Raw genomic sequence first — 20,452 nt, forward strand, 5'->3', positions numbered from 1 at the left:
GCGGACGCGGAGCGGACGCCACATCTTCGCGGCGTCGTCTTCGACGACGAGCGGTGCTCAAGGGCGCAAACACCCGCGCCGCCGGAAGCGGCGCCAGTCAGCACGCCGCTAAGCGCCCGCATCCGGGAAAGCTGTTTGCTTGTACCCACCCCGCAGGCTGCCGTCGATGTAGGCGGCCTTGGTGGCGCGCCGGGCGATCTTGCCGCTGGAGGTGCGGGGGATGGAGCCGGCGGGCACGAGGAGGATGTCGCGGGCCATGACGCCGTGGCGCTGTGCGATGGCGGCGCGGACGGTGTCGGCGATCTCCTGCGGGTCGGTCTTCTTGCCCGGTCCGCGCTCAGCGACGATGACGAGTTGTTCGGAGGCGTCGTCGGGGTCGAAGCTCAGACCGCTGGTCGACTGTTCGAAGACGACGGCGGGGAGTTGGTTGGCCGGGACCGCGAAGGCGGCGACGAAACCGGGGCGCAGCGCGGTGCTGGCCTCTTGGGCGCTGAACTCGATGTCCTGCGGGTAGTGGTTGCGGCCGTCGACGATGACGAGGTCCTTGACGCGGCCGGTGATGTAGAGCTCACCTTCGAACCAGACGCCGTAGTCGCCGGTGCGCATCCATTCGGCGCCCTCGGGTGCCCCGTCGGTGTGGCTGCCCTGGGGCAGCGGCACGTCGATCGTGTTGTGGAAGGTTCGCTGGGATTCGGTGGGCTTGTTCCAGTAGCCGGCGCCGATATTGAGTCCGTGCAGCCAGATCTCGCCGACCTGGCCGTCGGCCTTCTCGGTGGCGGTGCCGGTCTCGTCGTAGTCGGCGGCGTCGACGATGGCGGCCCACTGGCTCAGGGCGACCTGGCCGCAGGACACCTGTGCGACGGCACTGGGGGCGTCGGAGTCGATGATCTTCATTCGTCCGGCGCTGAGTTCGTCGCGGTCGACGTAGATGATCTTGGCCTCGTTGTCGCGCTGAGTGGCGGAGACGAACAGGGTGGCCTCGGCCATGCCGTAGCAGGGTTTGATCGCGGTCTTCGGCAGGCCGTAGGGACCGAAGGCGTCGTTGAACTTCTTCATCGAGCCGACCGTGACCGGCTCGGAACCGTTGATGAGTCCGATCACGTTGGACAGGTCGAGGGTCTCGCCGGGCTTGGGCAGTCCGCGTGCGGCGGCGTGCTCGTAGGCGAAGTTCGGTGCGGCGGCGTAGGTGGGGGCGTTGTCGTCGTCGGCGGCGAGTTCACGGATCCAGCGGCCGGGGCGGCGCACGAAGGCCTGCGGGCTCATGATCGTGATGTATTTTCCGCCGAGCGCGGGCAGGATCACCGTCAGCAGTCCCATGTCGTGGAACATCGGCAGCCAGGTGACGCCGCGGGCGTTGCGGTCGATCTCGATGCAGTCGTAGATCTGCAGAACGTTGGCGGCGACGGCCTGGTAGGTGATCTCCACGCCGGCCGGTACGCGGGTGGAGCCGGAGGTGTACTGCAGGTAGGCGACGGTGTCCTTGTTGTGGTCCTTGCCGGCGACGGGGGCGACCCAGCCGGAGCCGACGGAGTCGGGGACCGCGTCGACGGCGATGACACGAGGACGTTCCTTGGCGGGGCGGTCGGCGAAGAAGTTGCGGACCGCCTCGGCGGATTTGGTGGAGGTGAGGATGGCGGTCGGTTCGCAGTCGGCGAGGACCGCGGTCAGGCGGTCGGTGTGGCCGGGCTCATCGGGGCTGAACAGGGGTACGGCGACGTTGCTGGCGTAGAGCGCGGCGAAGAAGCCGATGACGTACTCCAACGACTGCGGGGCGAGAATGGCGACCCGGTCCCCGTGCTTGGTGACCTGCTGGAGTCGGGCGGCCACCGCGCGCAGTCGCTTGCCGAACTGTGCCCAGGTGAGGTCCTGACGCTCACCGTCACGTTCACGGCTGTAATCGATGAATCGGTACGCGAGGGTGTCGGCCGCGTCGCGGACGTTGCGCTCGACATAGTCGACGAGCGTCGCGTCCTCGGTGAAGTGCAGCTGACCGTTCTCGTCGAGGAACTGGTCGAATTCAGTGTTCAGCATCCATCTACTCCTGTGGCCCCCACGTCACTCCCCTGCCGGGCAGGTGAGTGCGTACCTTTCTCGTGGCACACCCCGCGGCGCCCACGAACAACGATGACGCTCGACTGCTCGGGCATCGGTGTTCGCATCGGTACTCATCTCGCGACTACCGCCTCACGGTAGTGCAGTCGCGTCTTCGGTTTCGCTTCGCGTGATCGTCATGTCCGCTTTTTGTGATCCTGCAGCCCGATCACGTGACTGCAGGCCCCTCACCTGGGCGGACACCACCGGGTTCACGCATATCCGGTGTCCGGGTGCGCCGCCAGACCGAGGTCACACATTACTCTCCCTTGAGGAGCGAGATCACCGGCGCGAACGCGTCCATCTGGGTCGGGAACACCCCGACGTACGACATCGACGTCCGGCGCCGGATCTCGCGGATCTGATCGGCGATCTCCTCGAAGGAGCCGATCGCGATGTACGGCGAGCTCAGCACATCGTCGACGGTGAACTCGGCGTCGCGGGCGATGTTCGGCGGATACCCCTGATCAAGCGCCTTGAGAGCCATCTCGGCGGTGGCCTGCCGATCGTCGGTGATGACGATGACCGCGATGGTCCAATTGATCTCGATGTCGTCGAATCGGTCGCCGGCCGCCGCACGGATGCGGTCCACGCGCTCGGCGGTCTTCTCGATCGTCATGTCGGAGAGCTTCATCTTGCCGTCGGGTGTGGTGCCCGGCGCCACCGAGATGATGTCGGCGTGCTTGGCTGCCAGCGCGAGCATCTTGGGGCCGCCACCGCCGACGGCGATCGGCGGGCGCGGTCCCTGCCGGGGCCGCGGCGTGCCCTCGAGTCCCTTGATCTGATAGAACTCGCCGTCGAAGTCCACGGTCTCGCCGCGCATCAGCTTGTCGAGGATGGTCAGCGACTCGTCGAGACGCCGGATGCGTACGCCGGGCGATTCGAACGGGATACCCGCCTTGTCGAATTCCTCTTTCATCCAGCCTGCGCCGATGCCGAGTTCGAGGCGTCCCTTGCTCAGCACGTCGATCGTGTTGGCCTCCTTGGCCAGGATCGCCGGATTGCGGAAGCCGTTGGCCAGCACCGAGGTGGCGAGGCGGATACGGCTGGTGGCCTGACTGAGTGCACCCAGCGCGGCCAGCGGTCCGACCTGATTACCGAGGTGATCCGGTACCGCGAACGTGTCGTATCCGTACTCTTCGGCGGTTTGCGCGAGTTTGACGAACTTACGGGCGCCGCCCTCGTCCTTGTTGCCCTCGCCACCCGCGCCGAACCGGAACTTGCGCACAGTGCTCTGGCCCGGCCCGGCGGGCTCGACCTGGGTCATACGCGTCTCTCCTCGTGCCCGGCGGTACCTGCCCGGCGTCGTCGATGTTCCGGCGGAGGATCTCCCCCACTTTGGGGGACATCGCCGAACCAGCCCACAACGTTAATGCAGGCCCGTGAGCTCACCAAACGGTGCTTGGTTGCGATCGCTCCGCGAATCGCGCGTGCGTGCGCCCACCTGCACCGCTCGTCGTCGTCATCGCATCGTCGCTACGCTCCTCGCTCTTCCTCCTGCATCGCGGCGCGGCGCACACACGGGCTCGTAGGCGGCGCTTGTTGCGCCCGTCAGTTGTGGGCCGGGCGGGGCGCCGCGTCGATCAGGTTCTGCGACCAGCCGAGCATCCACTGGGTGGCGGTGGCGCCGTCGTGGGACCAGTACCGCGGTGTCGCGTAGAGGGCGTGCACCGGGTTGTTCAATGCGCCGAGCAACTGGTTGACCGCGCCCAGCGGATTGGTGACGGTGGGCGCGTCACATATGAGATCGCCTGGCGCACAGATGGATACGACCTTGTCGCGAACGCTGCCGAATCCGCCGGTGCGTGGTCCGGTCATCGTGATTCCCGGTACGAGCGTACCCATTCCACTCAGCGAGATCTCGGCTCCGACGCCCGGCGGGCTCGGGGTGATGTCGCGCTGATCGCCGGGTTGCCGACGACCGTCGGCGATCAATCCGACGCCGAGGACGAGATCGGCATCCTCGGCGGGTAGCACCCCGCCCCGCCCGTTTCCGATCGCCGAGGCGAGATCACCGGAGATCACCGCACCCTGTGAGAAGCCCATGATCACGTAACGGGTCAGCGGGCAACGCTCGTGCGTGCTGATGATCTTGCCCGCGGCCCGCTTGTAGCCCTGGGTCCGCGAGTCGTTGTAGTCGGCCTGGTGGTCGTTGAGGTTGGTCGGGTTACGGAACTGCGCCACGTAGGGAACCGTGTACACCTCGGTCCGCGATTCGGGGAACTGCTCCTTGAGCGCCGAGGAGACGCGCAGCATCAACGATCGCGGATTGGCCGTGGGGTTGTCCGGGTCGTCATCGGCGGCCGACTCCCAGGTACCCGGCACCACCAGGGTCAACACGTCCGGACAGTCGGCAGACTGCGCCTCGGGGCGGGTGGACGGCGTCGACGGCGTGGTCGAGGTGCCCGGCGGTTGCGGCGCACCGCCACGCAGACCCTGCACCCACAGCACGACGAGAACGATGGCGATGATCGCGAGCAGGGCGACCGCTGCGAGCATCAGCGGCAGGATGCGTCGGCGGGCCGGGCGCGATCGGGCACGGCGAGATCGGCGGGCGGCGTTCACCGGTCAGGGTGTCCGCTCAGAAGCGGTGATCCCGCGCTCAACAGTAGTAATCCTCGGCGGCCTTGATCACCTTGTCGGCCTTGGCGTTGGCCTCCTGCGTGCTGTTGGTGCCGGGCGCCACCAGCGCCACCACATACCCCTTGGTGGTCACCGGATCGGTGTTCTTGCGTTGGGCCTCACACACCCAGATCGCGACGCTCAACGCGACGCCGTTGTCCTCGTCGCCGAGCAGGGTGACGTTCTGATCGCGCAGGGCCTGCAGATACCGCTTGGCCTTGGGATCGAGGGCCTGACCCGACGGTGCGACGAACGAACCCGACGCCGCCGCGGTGGTACGCGGTGCCGTGGCGGGCAGACTCGAACCAGCGGTGGTCGATGTCGCCGAATCGGGGGACGAGGAGTCGGCGGCGGCCGACGACGAGGGCGCACTGGACGACGCCGAGTACAGCGAGGTGGTGGTGACCGGGTTGCTGGTGATCGGGGCACTCGCGGTCGAATCATCCGAACACGCCGTCAGCGAGCCGAACGCCAACGCGGCGCCCATCATCATCAGGCCGAGCCTGAGGTACTTGGTCATCATCACTTCGTCATCGCTTCCACGTCTCGCGCCGTGAAAACAGCACGGCACAAACAACATCGGGCCAACGCTCACCGGTCGGTGTGCGGACCGCCAGCGCAAGGCTACCCAACACCTCCGACGAATCCGGCCGCGGGAACACGTGATCTGCGGAAAACCCATGGATTCCACAGAGAGCTCTCAGGCCCGGCACACTCCGATGTCCCCGGGATCACACGCGGGAGCCGCCCCACGTGGTGTGGAGCGGCTCCTGCGTGTTCATGTCGGGTTCGGTCACCGGGCGAGTACGGCACCTCCGCGCGGTGTCCAGTTGATCCGACCGTGCTCAAACGTCTGGAACTTGCCGCCGTCGCGCCAGTTCTGTTCGTCCCCGGTGGGCAGGCCGAGCTTGCCGCCCGGTCCGCCGGCACCCGCGTAGGCGCCGCCGATGGCCCCACCCACCACCTTCGGGCCCTTGGGTCCGGTGATGATGCGTCCGCCGGCGAAGTCCTGTGCCCGACCGCCTGGCACGGCGTACTCCGGCGTGAGGCAGGCACCGATCCGGGCGCGGTCGGCGACCTTCTTGAACGCGGCGCTGGGACGGCAGCTGACCTTGTCGCCGGACAGGCCGAGTGCGGCGGCGGCCTGCGGCCATGCCTGATGCATCTCGAACTCCCAGTACGGCCAGGTGTGGGTGCCCGATGCCCGGTAGACGGCCTGACCGGGAATCCCCAACTGGTTCAGCTTGATCGCGAACTGCTGCGAGGTGACCCGGGAGAGTAGTTCCAGGCCGACGCCGGAGTAGTTGGTGGCCAGCATCGGGATGTCCGACGGTGAGTCGTGCGGGCCGATCATTCCGTTCCCGGAGGAGATATAGAGGCTGGTGCCCTGGAGCTTGTCGGCCAGCAGGTAGGGATCGTGTTCCTTCCAGGCCGGATCGCTGGGCGGCCCGAACATCTTCATCGCGTCGTAGCCGCCACCGTCGCGCAGGGCGAACTGAATCGCCTGCGGCATGCCGTAGGACGTCATCTGAAGGATGCCGGAGAACGAACCGGCGAACTTGTAGAAACCGGGATTGCGGGCCGCGAGCATCATCGCCGCGGAGCCACCCATCGACAGCCCCTCGATCCCGCGGACGTCGGTCGACCGCCAGTCGCCCTCCAGGATCGGCGGGAGCTCATGGATGAGGAAGGTCTCCCACTTGTAGGTCTTGCCCTTGTCCGGCTGCTGCCAGTCGGTGTAGAAGCTGGATTCGCCACCGATCGGCAGGATGACGTTGACGTTCTTGTCCTGATAGAAGTTCACGATGTCGGTGTTGATGATCCAGCCGCTCTGGTCATCCTGGGCACGCAGGCCGTCGAGCATCGTCAGTTGGGCGAACTTGGCCCGAGGATTGGCCCACCAGTCGCGGGCGAGCAGGATCTGCACCTGGATCTCGGTGTTCATCGCCGGCGAGAACACCCACAGGGCGACCCGGCGGTCGGTGTACCAGTACGTCTTGGTGACGCGGGCGGGTGCCGTCGCCGCGGGCGCTGCGGCCGGCGCGGGACTGGCCGCCGGGGCCGGAGATTCCGCCGGTGCCGGGGAGGCGGGTGACGGTGCCGGGGAGGTCGCCGGTGGCGCGGCCGGCGCGGGTGCCGGTGCGCCGTGTGCGGTTTGCTGCCCGATCAACGTCCACGCCGCTGCCACCACGGCGATCACCACCATCGTGATGATCATTCGGACGGGGTTGCGCCACCGTGGCCGCCCCGCACTCGCTGTTCGCATTCCCTTGAGCTCCTTCGCACCCCGACGACCCGTCGCCACGGGGGATTGTCCTCCCGAACACCACATGAGTCACAAAAATCTCACTGGTGTCATTTAGCCTCAGGTGTTTCTTACACGGTCATGCGCGTCGGGCGGGGACGCCACGCTGTGGCAGATGAGATTTTTGTGACTTCTGTGATCTAGGCGGACAGATGTAGCGTCCCGACCGGGTGACCGGCCGATGCGAAAACCCCGGCCGGAACCAGTGGTTCCGACCGGGGTCGGTAGAGCAGTTGCCGCGTCTAGCGGATCAGCGGAAGAAGCCCTGTGCGTAGGCGTTCCACACCATGTCCTGCCAGTAGCCCCAGGCATGGGTGCCGTTGGCGTAGTGACTCATCACCGGCAGACCGTTGATCAGTGCCAGCCCCTCGAAGGCCTTGGCCTGGGTGAAGGCGAGCACCTCGAGCGTCGAACCCTTGAAGAGGTCGTCGAACACGTTCGGCAGTGCGTTGTACCGACCGAACAGGCCGTTACCCGAGCCGACGAAGATCTTCATCCCGTGCATCCGGTTGATGAGCATCGACGGGTCGTTGTCGTACCAGCGCGGATCCCACGGCGGGCCCCACATCGCGTCGACGTTCCACGGCGCCGGTGCGACGTCGAGCATCGCGAGCCGGATCATCGTGTGCATGCCCGGGGCGCTCAAAAAGTTGTAGCCCGACAGCGAGCCGGCGGCGTAGTAGAGGTCGGGGCGGTGCGCGGCCAGCGACAGCGCGGCGTTACCACCCGAGGAGATACCCATGATGGCGTACTTGCCGTTCTTGCCCTGGTAGCCACGCTTCTTCAGCGCCGGCACCAGACGATTCTGGATAACGCAATCCCACATGTACCGGCGCTGCTGGCCGTTGAAATTACTGGGTGCATTCCAGTTGGTGTAGAAGCTGGCGGGGCCGCCGATCGGCTCGACGACGTTGACGCCGCGCTTGACCAGTTCCTGGATGTTGGTGTTGATCTCCCAGCCCGAGTAGTCGTACTGGGCGCGCATACCGTCGAGCATGATGACGGTGCGCTGATTGCCCGGCTTGAACCAGGTGCGGACGTTGACCCGGCCCGGTGCCATCGACTTGTTGCCGAACGCCCCATTGGTGGGCATTCCGCAGGCGTCGATACTGAAGTTGTTCTGGAGGCCGGTGCCGTTGATCCGGGCATCCGCCTGACCGGAACCGGCAACCACTCCCACAAGTCCGGCCACCGTCAGCGCGGCGACCACGACCGCCACCAGCCGACTGCGGAGCCGGAACCCACCGGTCGCCTTCGGTTTCATCTCACCTGCACCCATCGACTGAAATCTCCCTCTGTCACCGGTGTCACGGACCCGTCAGATCGGTCCGCCCACGCCGGATTACAACGACGACCTCCGGTTGACCCCCAACACCACATGCTCGTGCGATCGCTCGCACACGACTTTCGGCAGCCTATGTGAGTTGCCGAACCCTGACAAACTCTGTGATCTCTCTCACATCGCTCTCAGGTTGGTGCTGACAGACGTCACCGGACGTCTTGTTCACGGTCGTTCTATCGATCGCGCCGCGCGGCACGTTACCGATTCGAGATCATTTCTCGCAACTTCTGTGCGCGACCCGTGCGAGACCGCGCATCACCGCGGGTTGAGACGTTCCGGCATCTGCAGGCCACAGCGCTGGATCTCGTATTCGGGATTGCGATTGATCCGGTAGTCGGTGAACCCGAAAGACTGCACCAGATTGCGCTTGAACCGCGACCACGACCACGGCTCCTCGAACGAGGCGAACCGGTCCTGGGTGGCGGGGCAGGTGAGAGCCACCTGAGCCTGACGCACCACGTCCTCGTCGAGGTATCCCGGCAGCACCGGCTTGCGTGGGTTGGCACCGGCCTCGGCGACCACCCACTCCGACGGCAACACCTTGTCGTGCCCGATGCGGCCGTCCTCGAGCCGCTCGGTGTGAGCGGCCAGCGGGTACGCCAGGCCCATCTGATCGACGACGCGCACGTCGAGCGGCGCGTTCATGCTCGTCATACCGAGATTGAGGAAGTACACCGTGAGTTGCCGCTTGTCGGCCGGGGTCCGCTCCGGCAGCTTGGCGATGTACCACTCGTCGTAGTTGAACGACGCCAGCAGTACCCCGCCCTCGGTGCGGTACTTCTCGATGTTTTCGACCATCGCCTGCATCCGCGGGTAGTGCAGATAGTCCTCGGCGGTCACCGGATTCTCGTTGCCCATGTTGGTGACGTAGAAACGGCGTTCGTCGACGATGCCGCTACGACCGATGTCGATACCGGCATTGGGCAGCACGGTCTCGTGCGCGGCGACCGCCCAGATTACCGTCGCGACCCACATGCCCAGCATCAGTGCCGAACCGACCAGCTGAAGTCGCGTGCGTCGGTTGCGGTCGGGGTCGGTGCCGGGCTGATCGGAGGCCTCGGAGTTGATGTCATCCGCTGGGGCGTCGGCATCGGCTGCGATGTCGTCGACCGCGTCGGTATCGGCTGCGATGTCGTCGGTGTCTGGCTGCTGCTTCGCGCCCGGGGTCCGCCGGAATGCGGCGAGGATGCCGTGGACCGGGATCGTCACCGGGATGACCATCAGCGGCAGCAACAGGATGAACAGCGGGGTCAGCAGCACTCGGCCGTGCATGAAGTCGCCACCCTGACGCAGCCAGTACACGAAGACGACGGCGCCGGCGAGCAGTACTGCGATCACCACCGCACTCGGCGTCTGCAGGCGCGCCGACCAGCCGGCCACGCGCTCGCGCCGCGACTGCGGGCGAGCAGGCGTCGGGGCGGCGGCCGTCGGCCGGGATCGCCGCAGCCGCACACCGACGATCAGCACGATCCCGGCGACGAACGCCAGGATCACCGGCAGAAGCAGCGTGTACGGACCGAACAGGTTGGCCAGGTAGAGGAATCCCTGATGCCACTTGGAGCCGCTGGCGTCCTTGGCCACCGCCGGATTCGGGACCAGCAGCGCGTAATAGCCCATCCGGAAGATCTGGTAGCCCACCGGCAGCACCGCGGCCACCACGACCACACCGACGCGCATCCTCCATCCGAGCGGGGCGAGAAACACCAACATCAGGGCGATGCCGCCGACGATGGCGAGTTCGGGGCGGATCAACGGTGCCAGACCGGCCCAGAACGCGAGGAACAGCGTGGCCGCGGCACCCCACCGGGTTCCGTCGTCGCCGGAACGTCGTCGGCTAGGCCGCCTGCTCCACGACACCAGCAGGCACCACAGCGTCGCCGCCCAGAAGATGCAGAGACCGTTCTCCAGTCCGCTGGTCGCGAAGTCTCGGGCGGGCGGGAGAGCGATGTAGATGATCGCGCCGAGCGGCAGCAGCAATGTGTAGCCGTCGCCGGTGATGCCACCGACGCGGGTCCCCATCAGTCGGGCCGTGCCGTACATGGCGATCGGGATGGACGCCACCGAGAGCACCAGCGCCACCCATAGCGCGACGTATTCGAGTTGACCGTCGGTCACCCACGCCCAGAACCACAACAGGTAGGTCCAGGCGGTGGAGGTGTTGGCCTCGACCCGCTCCCCCGCGTTGAACACCGGGCCGTTGCCCGCGAAGAGGTTACGCAGGGTACGCAGGACGATGAGGCCGTCGTCGGCGATCCAGCGACGCTGCCAGGCACCGATGGCGAAGAAGATGGTCACGGCGACCGTACCGATCAGGAAACTGATCGTGGCGGTCCACTCGCGACCACCCCAGCGGCGACGCGGCTTGGCGCTCTCGTCCCCGTTGACAGCGCCCTCGTCGTCACTGACAGCGCTCTCGTCGTCGCTGACAGCGCCCTTGTCGTCGCTGACAGCGCTCTCGTCCCCGTTGACAGCGCTCTCGTCATCGCTGACAGCGCCCTCGTCGTCGAGATTCAGTCGCAGCCACCGCGTCGGGTTGTCGTCCGGCTCGGGTTGGGCTCTGCGCGCCGAGCTCCGCGGCGCCTCGTCGGCCGCGCGACGATCGTCAGCGGGTCGATCAGGAGACTGCATAGACCGCGACACCCACGCATACTATCCAGGCCACGGCCAGGACCTGCAGTACGCGGTCCCCCAGCGCGATCTCCTCGGGTTCACCTGCCTCGCCGCCGTCCACGTCGACCGCATACCGCAGAATCGCGATGGTGAACGGCACCATCGACAGTGCGTAGGCGACGTTGGTGTCGTGGCCGGAGTTCTTGTCGAAGGCCCACAGACCGTAGAAGAGGACGACGGCGGTAGCCGCGAGTGTCCAGACGAAACGCAGGTATGTGGTGGTGTAGTACTGCAGCGCCTTGCGGATCTTCGCGCCGGTGCGTTCGGCGAGTTGCAGCTCGGCGTAACGCTTGCCGGCGGCCATGAACAGCGACCCGAACGCCATGACCAGCAGGAACCACTGCGACAAGCGGATCTCGGCGGCGACGCCACCGGCGATGGCCCGCAGCAGGAAGCCCGACGACACGATGCAGATGTCGATGACGGCCTGGTTCTTCAGGCCGAAGCAGTAGCCGAGCTGGATCACCAGATAGATGGCGATGACCACCGCGGTCTGCCAGTTCGCGATGAAGGCCACCGCGAGCGATCCGGCGCCGAGGATGACCGCGAGGGTGTAGGCCAACGGCACCGGGACCACGCCGGCCGCGATCGGACGGAAACGCTTCGTCGGGTGATTGCGGTCGGACTCGACGTCCATCGAGTCGTTGACCAGGTAGATGCACGACGCCACCATGCAGAAGGCGATGAAGGCGATGCCGGCCCGCCACAGGACGGTGGAGTCGGTGATGTTGCCCGCGGCCAGCGGCGCGGCGAGAACCAGGACGTTCTTCACCCACTGACGTGGACGGACCGCCTTGATGAGCCCGGCGGTCAGGTTCTTGGGCGGACCCAGGACCTTCCCGTGCTCGATCGGCTCCTCGCTCATGCGTTCTCCCTGTTGCTGAACTTCCCACCGGCCAGTTGCGACATCACCAGGCGGGCCGTCGATCCCGGCACCAGTGCGAGCGCACCGACGCGGGCGGCCACGCCGGCGAGCCGGGTCGTGGTCGGATGGCGGGCCGCGGTGTCGGCGGCGCGCTCGATGAACTGATCGCCGACAACGACGGCACCGGCGCTCAGGGCACCGATCGCTGCACCGGCGGCGACGTCGCTCGGATAGTGCACACCGAGTACCAGTCGCGAGGTGAGCATAGGCGGCACCAGTACGGCCGGGAGCAGGTAGGGCGGCAATCCGGCGGCGCGACCGATCAGGATGGCCGCCGCCGTCGTCGACGTGGCATGCGACGACGGGAAGCTCAACCGGCTCGGCGTCGACACCCCGACGACGATGCGCGGGTCGTGCGGTCGCCGGCGCCGCACGATGCGCTTGATGATCACCGACGCGGCGTGGGCGCCGAAGGCACCGACACCGGCCTCGATCCAGCGGCGTTGGGCCACCTCGTCGTCGCGGTGTACCGCCAGGGCCCACCCGAGGCCGCTGATCGCCAGCCACCCCAGTGCGTGCTCGCCGACGTGCGAGAGCCCACGCGCCGCGGGCAGCACCCCGGGCCGATCCGCCAGGGCACCCTGGATCGCGACGAGGGCCGCGGCCTCCCCGGTGGGTGCCGGGCCGATCACGCTGACCGTTCTGACGTCACTGTCAGTCGATTCCGAAGACACCCGCCCAGCTCTCCTTACTGGTCAATTCCTGATGTTTGCCGCGATAGAGCGCGCGCATCTCGTCGAATCGCTCGTTCAGCTCCCGGACCAGAGCCGCCGACTCGCGGGCCAGTGCGATCATCGTGTCCCGATCACGCTTGCGGTAGACCACGCCCCGACCGTCGGCGGTGGTGACGGTGACGCCGTCGACCCGGCCCAGCGAGAACCAGCGGGCCTCGACGGGTGGGTAATTCGCCTGGGGCACTTCGTGATGCCGCGGATCGGCGGGCCGCATGTTGTTGGCCACCACGCCGGCGAGCGCCCGCAGCTTGGCCACCGGCCCCTCCGGGATGTTGGTGCCGAGATGTGTTGCCTCACCACTGGTCCGGGGCAGTTCGGTCGCCGACGGCAGGACCACCGCGTCGGAGAACTGCTTGCGCATGCCGGCCACCTTGGGCAGCGCGGTCGGCAACAGCGAGCGGATGTGGTCCGGTCCGGCCAGGAAGTCCCGGATCGCCTCGTTCTGGATCGCGACGGTCGAATATTCAAGGCACAGAAGATGTTTCGCTGTCGCCTTGGCCATCGACTGCAGAATGCCCTTGATCGGGCCGTCGTGGTGGATGGACGCGACGACAAGCCGGTTGCGCAGGTGGAAGTACGCCTGCCAGTCGATGGCGTCGTCCTTGTCGCTCCACGCCATGTGCCAGATGGCAATTCCGGGCACCGTCGCCGTCGGATAGCCGGCTTTCGCTGCGCGCAAGGCGAATTCCCAGTCGTCCCACTTGATGAACAACGGCATCGGCAGGCCGATCTCCTCGGCGCACTGCCGCGGGATCATGCACATCCACCAGCCGTTGCCCTCGACGTCGATGCGGCGGTGCAGATTCTTGGAGTTCTCGCGGTCACGCAGCGGGTACTGGGCGAAGTTGTGGTCGTACTCGACGAACGGCGCCGCCGTCCACATGAAGGTGTGGTGATTGATGACCTCACCCATACAGTGCAGGTGACTGCGGTCCTGCAGGTTCAGCATCTGCCCACCGACGAGCATGGGGGACTTGGCAAATCGCGACATCGCCAACGCCCGCAGAATCGAGTCGGGTTCGATGGCGATGTCGTCGTCCATGTACAGCACATACGGACTGTCGGTCAGTCGCAGCGCCTCGTACATGATGCGCGCGTATCCACCCGAGCCACCGAGGTTTCCCTGATCGAAGATGTGCAGACGCTCGCCGAGCGCTCCGGCCGCCTCGGCATAGCCGGGTTCGTCGACGACCTTGCGGGTGCCCTGATCGGGCATCAGCACCGCGTCGATCACCTCGTCCACCAGCGGATCCGAGGTGAGGGCGGCGAGCGCGTTGACGGCATCGGTGGGCCGGTTGAAGGTCGGGATACCGACGGTGACCCGCTTGGTATCTGCCGGTTGCGGGCATTCGATCGCCGAATACCAACCGGCGGAGACGATTTCGGTCTCGGTGTCGGTGGTGATGTCGAACCAGATCCAGCCGCCGTCCTCGAACGGCCCGAGGTCCAACTCGAATTCGATGACGCCACGGCCGTTCTCGTCGGTGGCGATCAGATCCCCGCCGATACCGATCCGGGAACCATCGACCTTGGAGCGGTACAGATCCACCCGGCACGTGCCGATGACCTCGACGCGCAGCACCACCGTGCTCAGGACGCTCCAGCGGCGCCAATAGGCGGCGGCGAAGGCGTTGAAGTAACTTTCGAAGCTGACCTCGGACTCGGCGCCGAGAACCACCGAGGTCCGGCTCGGCGAGTGTGCGCGGCGACTGTTGCCCCAGGATTCGACGAGGTACAGCGATCGCACGTCGACCGGTTCACCGGGCCGCGGGAAGATCACCCGCTGCAACAGTTCGACGGCCTTGGACTCCTCGGCCATGGTGGTCTGCGGTTGTGTTTGCGTAGCGCTCACTGCTGTGTCTGCTCCACTCCGGTTCACTGGCCGGTCAACGATGCGCCGTCGGCCAGGTGCGGTGCCAGCGTGTTCTCGAACATGGTGAGCGCGCTGGCGATCGCCATGTGCATGTCCAGGTACTGGTATGTGCCGAGACGGCCACCGAAGAGCACCTTCGCCTCGGCCGCCTCGGTCTTGGCCAACTCGCGGTACGCCCCGACCATCTCGCGGTCTTCGGGGGTGTTGATGGGGTAGTACGGCTCGTCGTCGTCCTTGGCGAAGCGGCCGTACTCCCGCATGATGACCGTCTTGTCACTCGGGTAGGTGTCGCGCTCGGGGTGGAAGTGCCGGAACTCGTGGATGCGCGTGTAGGGGACGTCGGCGTCGTTGTAGTTCATCACCGGGGTGCCCTGGAAGTCCCCGGTGGCCAACACCTCGGTCTCGAAGTCCAGCGTGCGCCAACCCAGCCGTCCCGCCGAGTAGTCGAAGTAGCGGTCCAGCGGTCCGGTGTAGACCACCGGGGCGTCGGGGTTGGCGGCGCGGATCTGCTCGCGCACGTCGAACCAGTCGGTGTTCAGGCGCACCTCGATCCGCTCGTCTGCGGCCATCCGCTCCAGCCACGCGGTGTAGCCGTCCACCGGCAGGCCCTCGTAGGTGTCGTTGAAGTAGCGGTTGTCGAAGGTGTAGCGCACCGGCAGTCGGGTGATGTTGCCCGCCGGGAGGTTCTTCGGATCGGTCTCCCACTGCTTGGCGGTGTAGTGCTTGATGAACGCCTCGTAAAGGGGGCGTCCGATCAGGCTGATCGCCTTCTCCTCGAAGTTCGCCGCATCTTTGCTGTCGATTTCGCTGGCCTGCTCGGCGATCAGCGCGCGGGCCTCGTCGGGGCTGTAGTAGCGGCCGAAGAACTGCGCGACCAGGCCCAGCCCCATCGGGAACTGGTAGGCCTGACCGTCGTGCATCGCGAAGACCCGGTGCTGGTAGCCGGTGAACTCGGTGAACCGATTGACGTAGTCCCACACCTTCTTGTTGGAGGTGTGGAACAGGTGCGCACCGTACTTGTGGATCTCGATACCGGTGGTGGGTTCCGGTTCGGAGTAGGCGTTGCCGCCGAGGTGATGACGCCGCTCGAGGACGAGGACACGTTTACCCAGTTCGGTGGCGGCACGTTCGGCGACGGTGAGGCCGAAAAAGCCGGATCCGACGACGATCAGGTCGTAGCCCTGGTACGAGTCAGGATCTGCGCTGGTATTGGATGCCACGGGTGTTCAGCGTAACGGACCGAACCTGAGGATTCGCCGACCCACGAGGCAACGGCTGCGCGTCGTACTCTGATGGGGTTGGTTTTCTCTGTCCCGGCGAGGAGGACTCGAGTTGACGACGGACATGACATCGCTGATCACCACCCTGGTGAACGAGCTGCGGATACGCAGTGACGGTGCCGAGGACGTGCTGCGTGCCATCACTGCGGCGGCGGTGGGAACCGTGCCGGGTGCCGACGAGGCCAGTGTCACGGTGGTCACACGACGGCAGATCGAGACCCCGGTCGCGGTCGGAGCCGGTGCGGCGCGCTGTGACGACATCCAACGCGAACTCGGCGAGGGCCCGTGCGTGCGGTCGGCGGTCGACGACGCCACCGTGTCGGTCACCGACATGACCCGCGACGAGCGCTGGCCCCGGTTCGCCGCGGCCGCCGCACAGGCCGGGATCGCCTCGATGCTGTGCTGCACCCTCTACATCGACGGCAGCGACTTCGCGGCACTCAACCTGCACAGCCATTCCTCCGACGCATTCGACGCGCAGGCCCAGTCGCTCGCTGAGGTGTTCGCGGCGCACTGCTCGACGACGTTCGCCGCGGTGCGGGAGAAGGAACAGTTGCGTCGTGCCCTGTCGTCGCGTGATCTCATCGGGCAGGCCAAGGGCATGCTGATGGAGCGGTATCGCATCGATGCCGACGCGGCGTTCTACCTGCTGGCCAAGTTGTCGCAGGAGTCGAACACCAAGCTCGTCGATGTGGCAAGCGGCGTGGTGGCCGCAGGTCCGGGGAACTGACGCCCGCTACCGCAGGACGTTGCGCTTGGGGAAGCCCAGCACCGGGATTCCGCCGCGCGCCTGATACCGCGCGAGCCCTTGCCCGGCGAGGGCGTGCGCCCCGGTCGGCTGCGAGAAGAACATCATGCCCTTCTGGAACAGCTGGGTGACCCCCGCGCCGTCCGGGGTCAGCGTCGGCACGCCCAACGCCTGACCGAGTGGTCCGGTGATGCCACCGAGGTCGCCGGACAGACCCTGGAACGCGGTGGTAGCCGCGCTGAGCAGGTCACCGGCACCGGGCAGGAGCTGGTCGGCGAGCCCACCCAAGGAACCGAGATCCAGCGACCCGGCCCCACCGGCGGGTCCGGTCGGCGGTTTCACGATCGCCGGCGGTGTCTGTTGTCCCTGGACGGAGAACCACGACGATTTCAGGCCGAGTTTGGTCCGCGCCTCCTCGCCGGTCGCCTCCACGCTGCGGCCACCGCCAGTGGCACGCACCTTGAGTGCGCGGCCGTTCTCGGCGCCGAGACCGTTGGCCTCGATCACCTCGAACTTGTCGAGACTGCCCAGCCCGAAGGCCGCGGCCACCGCACTCGGGCTCACCGTCGCGGTCCAGTCGTGGTTGGGCGATCCGGCGTCACCGTCGTCGACCACCGCCGGGAACTTGCCGCCGGCACTGTAACCGCCGGTGGACGAGGAGAACTCGGTGAAGGCGGGTTGGCCGTTCTGTAGCCGGATCTGGCCCGCGGTGGCATCGGCGGCAGCGTTGGTTCGCGGGTCCTCACCCGCGACGGCCCCGTACACCTGGGAGTTCTGGGTGTCGTCGATCTTCTTGCCGCCGGCGATAGCGGACAGGGCGTAGCTGCGCGCGACCACCGCCTGCGCCTTGAGCGCCTCCATGCCGCCGGAGTCGGCCCAGCCGGGGATGCTCTCGCGCGGGATGACGCCCTTGACGTAGTCGTCGACGTTGAGTTTGTTGATGACGCGGCCGCCGTCGAGCCCGAGCGATCCGCGGTAGGCGGCGTTGGAGCCGCACAGTTTGAGGAACTCGTTGGCGGGCCGGTTCGGCGCGGTGTTGACCGGATCGACGAAGGGCTGGGTCAGCGGCACCGAACGGATCACCGCGCCACCGCAGCCGGACAGGATGTTCGCCGTGTTGCCCGCGAGGCTGACCGCCTGGCCGGCGGCGACGGGCTGCCCACCGACGCGCATACCCGCATCGGAGTGGACGCTGACGCCGCTCACGTTGGTCAGTCCCACCTGGATCTCGGGGTTGGCCGGGCGTCCGGCCGTCGTGTTGCCGTAGAAGTGCTGCAGGATCTGCTGGTACGACCAGCCGCGTTTGGCGTAGCCGTACGCGCCGTACTGGCCCATTCCGCGGCCGTGGCCGTATCCGTGACCGATCAGGGTGATCTCCGAGCCCGCGGTGAGACCGATGTCGGGTGCGCGGTCGGCGGTGGTTCCGACGAACGCGATGCCCCCGACGAGAGTCAGTGCGGCCGCCGCACCGATGGCCGATGAGGTGCGGCGTCGACGCGCCAGACCGGGGCGAACCCGGGTCGTCAACGCTCGTGTCAGGCGAGTCGCCATCGCTCGAACACCCCTCCCCCTTCGCCGGAACACCGCAACCGGCTGTTACGGATGGTGTTTATGTGACTCAAGTGACGATAGACAAGTCTCTTGAGAATCACCAACCACAGTAGATAACAACCGCATCACATGTTTCGGGTGTGCGGCGTGGGGTCGGCGCGTCGTCGACGTCGCCCGTGGAGGATCAGCGCGGCCGGTGCGGACGAGAGCGCACCGGGCCATGCCGACGTGAAGGAGTGGACCACCCGTGCGATATCCGCGACGCAGACCCTCGATGATGATCGCCGCCATCGCCGTGATCGTCGGTGCGGGTTTCCTCGTCGACGCCGGCGCCGAGCGATCGGCGGATCTGCGCGCGGTGGACACCCAACGCAGCCTCGAGGATGCACCGACCGACGCCGTCGAGAGTGCGACGGTGAAGCTCCGGGATGTCCCGGCCACCGCGCTCGACCTCGCGCGATCCGGGCTGGGCCGCGCGGGGATCGCTCTGCCCCGGCTCGATCTGTCGCAGGTGCCGGTGGCCGATGATGTCCCGGTTCAGACGACGACGTCTTCACCGGCTCCTTCTGCACCGGCGTCGGCGGGTGCGTCATCGTCGGGTGCGTCATCGCCGGGGAGCGCCTCACCATCCGGCGCTGCCCCGTCGGGGCGTCGCCCGGTGGGTGCACTGGTGAAGCATCTGGTGCGGGACACGCCGTTCAAGATGGTCGGATTCACGTGGACCAAGCCGGTGTGGAATGCCGACGAGCAGACGATGTTGCTGCGGGCCAAGCAGCCGAATGGACGCTGGGGCGACTGGATCGAGCTCGAACCGATTCACACGTCGGGTAAGCCGTCGGCGCGGCAGCCGGGCGGCACCGAACCCGTGTGGGTGGGTGGCGCGAAGGAGATCCAGGTCGCCCTGGCCGCCGACGGTCTCGCCATTCCCGCGACACTTGCCGCCGGCGAGACCGGCAGCAGCCTCCTCGATCTCGTCGTCGGCAGTGGCGCCGAGATCCTGAAGAACCTCGCGGGCACGGTCTTCCCGGAGTTGACCGCGACCCTGCTCAATCCGGACAGCCTGCTCTCCCTCGGATCGTCGATGCTGACGACGTTGTCCGGTGGCCCTCAGGTGATCTCCCGGGCGGCGTGGGGTGCCGATGAGTCCATCCGCTGCTCTCAGCCGTCGTTGTCGCCGACGTTGCGTGGCGCGATCGTGCATCACACGGCCGGGAGCAATGACTACACGCCGCAGCAGTCGGCGGAGATCGTCCGGGGTATCTACGCGTATCACGCACGCACTCTCAATTGGTGCGACATCGGCTACAACGTGCTCGTCGACAAGTACGGTCAGATCTTCGAGGGCGCGTTCGGCGGTCTGGACCGCAACGTCGAGGGCACGCACACCGGTGGGTTCAACCGCGACACCGTGGGACTGTCGATGATCGGCAATCTCGACGAGATCGCGCCGAGTGGACCGATGATCGCCTCGGCCGGCCGGTTCCTGAAGTGGCGCCTGAACCTGGCGGGACTGAATCCCGCGGGGACCGCCGACCTCACGTCGGAGTACTTCTCCGACAGCAAGTTTCCCGCCGGAACCCAGACCCACATGCCGATGATCGCGGGACACCGGGACTACAACAACACCTCCTGCCCGGGCAACCTCGGCTACCCGGCGTTGACGCAGATCCGCAGCCTGGCCGGGGCGATCGCCCCGCCCTCACCGGAGGCACAACCCGAGATCGCACCGAGTGAGACCGAGCCAGTTGCACCGACGAATCCACCGGTAAACGCACCGGCGCAGTAGTATTCACTCACTTACCCTCACGGCAGGCCTGGACCGCCGAGGTATCTCACGCTGCGCACCCCTGCACATGGGGCCGTCGAGCGCACGACACCTCTTGTCGGCGTCTACATTTCACTGTGGACTTATCAAAGAACGGATGCGGTCCCGGCCGAAGCCGGGTGCGAGTTGGTTGGTCTGTTATCTATCTGTGGGGTTTATTGGGCGCTGGTAGTTCCCTTATCCAGCTGCTCGATCCGAGCGCTACTTCCGCTGGTCGAGCCGGTCCGGAGCGATAGCGGAGGACCGTGTCGAGACCTCGCAAGGCAAGGCTGGAACCGAATCCTCATGCCACACCCGGCAATCCATCCAACGTCATGGTCCTGCGGTGATAGGACCGCAGCCATCGGCGTTGCGGGTCTACCGTTTTCGGTGGAATCAACCAGGGGTGGTGATCGGCTCCCATGACGACGTCCCATCCGTTATGGTGGACGGCGTCATGGCAGGCCGTGCAGAGCAAAGCGCCGTTCTCCAAACAGGTTTCGCCAC

General features: G+C 66.7%; 14 protein-coding genes and 1 pseudogene. 2 read left to right on the forward strand and 13 right to left on the reverse strand.

From position 1 onward, the window contains the following. Window positions 1–108 precede the first annotated feature (108 nt). From fadD32 to glf, 11 genes are all read right to left on the reverse strand, one after another. Window positions 109–2,031 (reverse strand): long-chain-fatty-acid--AMP ligase FadD32, encoded by a 1,923-nt coding sequence (gene fadD32, locus ABLE92_RS23855; RefSeq protein WP_348807285.1) that lies wholly within the window; start codon window positions 2,029–2,031, stop codon window positions 109–111. Between the two features lie 319 nt (window positions 2,032–2,350). Next, entirely contained in the window at window positions 2,351–3,358 is a 1,008-nt protein-coding gene (locus ABLE92_RS23860) for an LLM class F420-dependent oxidoreductase (RefSeq protein ID WP_348807286.1), read from the reverse strand. Window positions 3,359–3,642: 284 nt separating this feature from the next. Further along, window positions 3,643–4,656: a cutinase family protein gene (locus ABLE92_RS23865; RefSeq protein ID WP_425476277.1), complete on the reverse strand. Its 1,014-nt coding sequence runs from the start codon at window positions 4,654–4,656 to the stop codon at window positions 3,643–3,645. A gap of 37 nt (window positions 4,657–4,693) precedes the next feature. After that, entirely contained in the window at window positions 4,694–5,236 is a 543-nt protein-coding gene (locus tag ABLE92_RS23870) for a DUF732 domain-containing protein (RefSeq protein WP_348807288.1), read from the reverse strand. A 270-nt stretch (window positions 5,237–5,506) separates the two neighbouring features. Further along, a complete protein-coding gene (locus ABLE92_RS23875) occupies window positions 5,507–6,919 on the reverse strand; it encodes an alpha/beta hydrolase-fold protein (RefSeq protein ID WP_348807298.1) in 1,413 nt (470 codons plus the stop codon). Window positions 6,920–7,268: 349 nt separating this feature from the next. Next, window positions 7,269–8,297, reverse strand: a complete 1,029-nt coding sequence (locus ABLE92_RS23880; RefSeq protein WP_348807289.1) for an alpha/beta hydrolase — start codon at window positions 8,295–8,297, stop codon at window positions 7,269–7,271. 318 nt (window positions 8,298–8,615) lie between these two features. After that, complete coding sequence (locus ABLE92_RS23885; protein WP_348807290.1) at window positions 8,616–10,988, reverse strand: arabinofuranosyltransferase AftB family protein; 2,373 nt, start codon at window positions 10,986–10,988, stop codon at window positions 8,616–8,618. Further along, window positions 10,975–11,895 carry a decaprenyl-phosphate phosphoribosyltransferase gene (locus tag ABLE92_RS23890; protein ID WP_348807291.1) on the reverse strand — a complete coding sequence of 307 codons (921 nt, stop codon included), beginning with the start codon at window positions 11,893–11,895 and terminating at the stop codon, window positions 10,975–10,977. The genes ABLE92_RS23885 and ABLE92_RS23890 overlap by 14 nt, the downstream gene beginning before the upstream one ends. Further along, on the reverse strand, window positions 11,892–12,629 hold the full coding sequence (locus ABLE92_RS23895) for a phosphatase PAP2 family protein (protein WP_496560843.1): 738 nt from the start codon (window positions 12,627–12,629) through the stop codon (window positions 11,892–11,894). Before ABLE92_RS23895 ends, ABLE92_RS23890 begins: the two co-directional genes overlap by 4 nt. After that, window positions 12,610–14,508: a glycosyltransferase gene (locus ABLE92_RS23900; RefSeq protein ID WP_348807300.1), complete on the reverse strand. Its 1,899-nt coding sequence runs from the start codon at window positions 14,506–14,508 to the stop codon at window positions 12,610–12,612. The genes ABLE92_RS23895 and ABLE92_RS23900 overlap by 20 nt, the downstream gene beginning before the upstream one ends. Before the next feature lie 56 nt (window positions 14,509–14,564). After that, on the reverse strand, window positions 14,565–15,782 hold the full coding sequence (gene glf / locus ABLE92_RS23905; protein ID WP_348807292.1) for a UDP-galactopyranose mutase: 1,218 nt from the start codon (window positions 15,780–15,782) through the stop codon (window positions 14,565–14,567). 112 nt (window positions 15,783–15,894) lie between these two features. Here glf and ABLE92_RS23910 point away from each other — a divergent pair, with 112 nt between their 5' ends. Beyond that, complete coding sequence (locus tag ABLE92_RS23910) at window positions 15,895–16,572, forward strand: GAF and ANTAR domain-containing protein (RefSeq protein ID WP_348807293.1); 678 nt, start codon at window positions 15,895–15,897, stop codon at window positions 16,570–16,572. A gap of 6 nt (window positions 16,573–16,578) precedes the next feature. On the opposite strand, the gene ABLE92_RS23915 is transcribed toward ABLE92_RS23910, so the two are convergent. Further along, a complete protein-coding gene (locus tag ABLE92_RS23915) occupies window positions 16,579–18,141 on the reverse strand; it encodes a SpoIID/LytB domain-containing protein (RefSeq protein WP_348807294.1) in 1,563 nt (520 codons plus the stop codon). A gap of 274 nt (window positions 18,142–18,415) precedes the next feature. Between ABLE92_RS23915 and ABLE92_RS23920 the strand changes: the two genes are divergently transcribed. Then, on the forward strand, window positions 18,416–19,927 hold the full coding sequence (locus ABLE92_RS23920) for a peptidoglycan recognition protein family protein (RefSeq protein ID WP_496560844.1): 1,512 nt from the start codon (window positions 18,416–18,418) through the stop codon (window positions 19,925–19,927). 322 nt (window positions 19,928–20,249) lie between these two features. On the opposite strand, the pseudogene ABLE92_RS23925 reads toward ABLE92_RS23920, so the two are convergent. Further along, window positions 20,250–20,452 (reverse strand): annotated as a pseudogene (locus ABLE92_RS23925) (HNH endonuclease); the annotation flags it as partial.

Origin of the sequence: Gordonia oleivorans, assembly GCF_040044975.1 — a bacterium.
Lineage (GTDB): Bacteria > Actinomycetota > Actinomycetes > Mycobacteriales > Mycobacteriaceae > Gordonia > Gordonia oleivorans.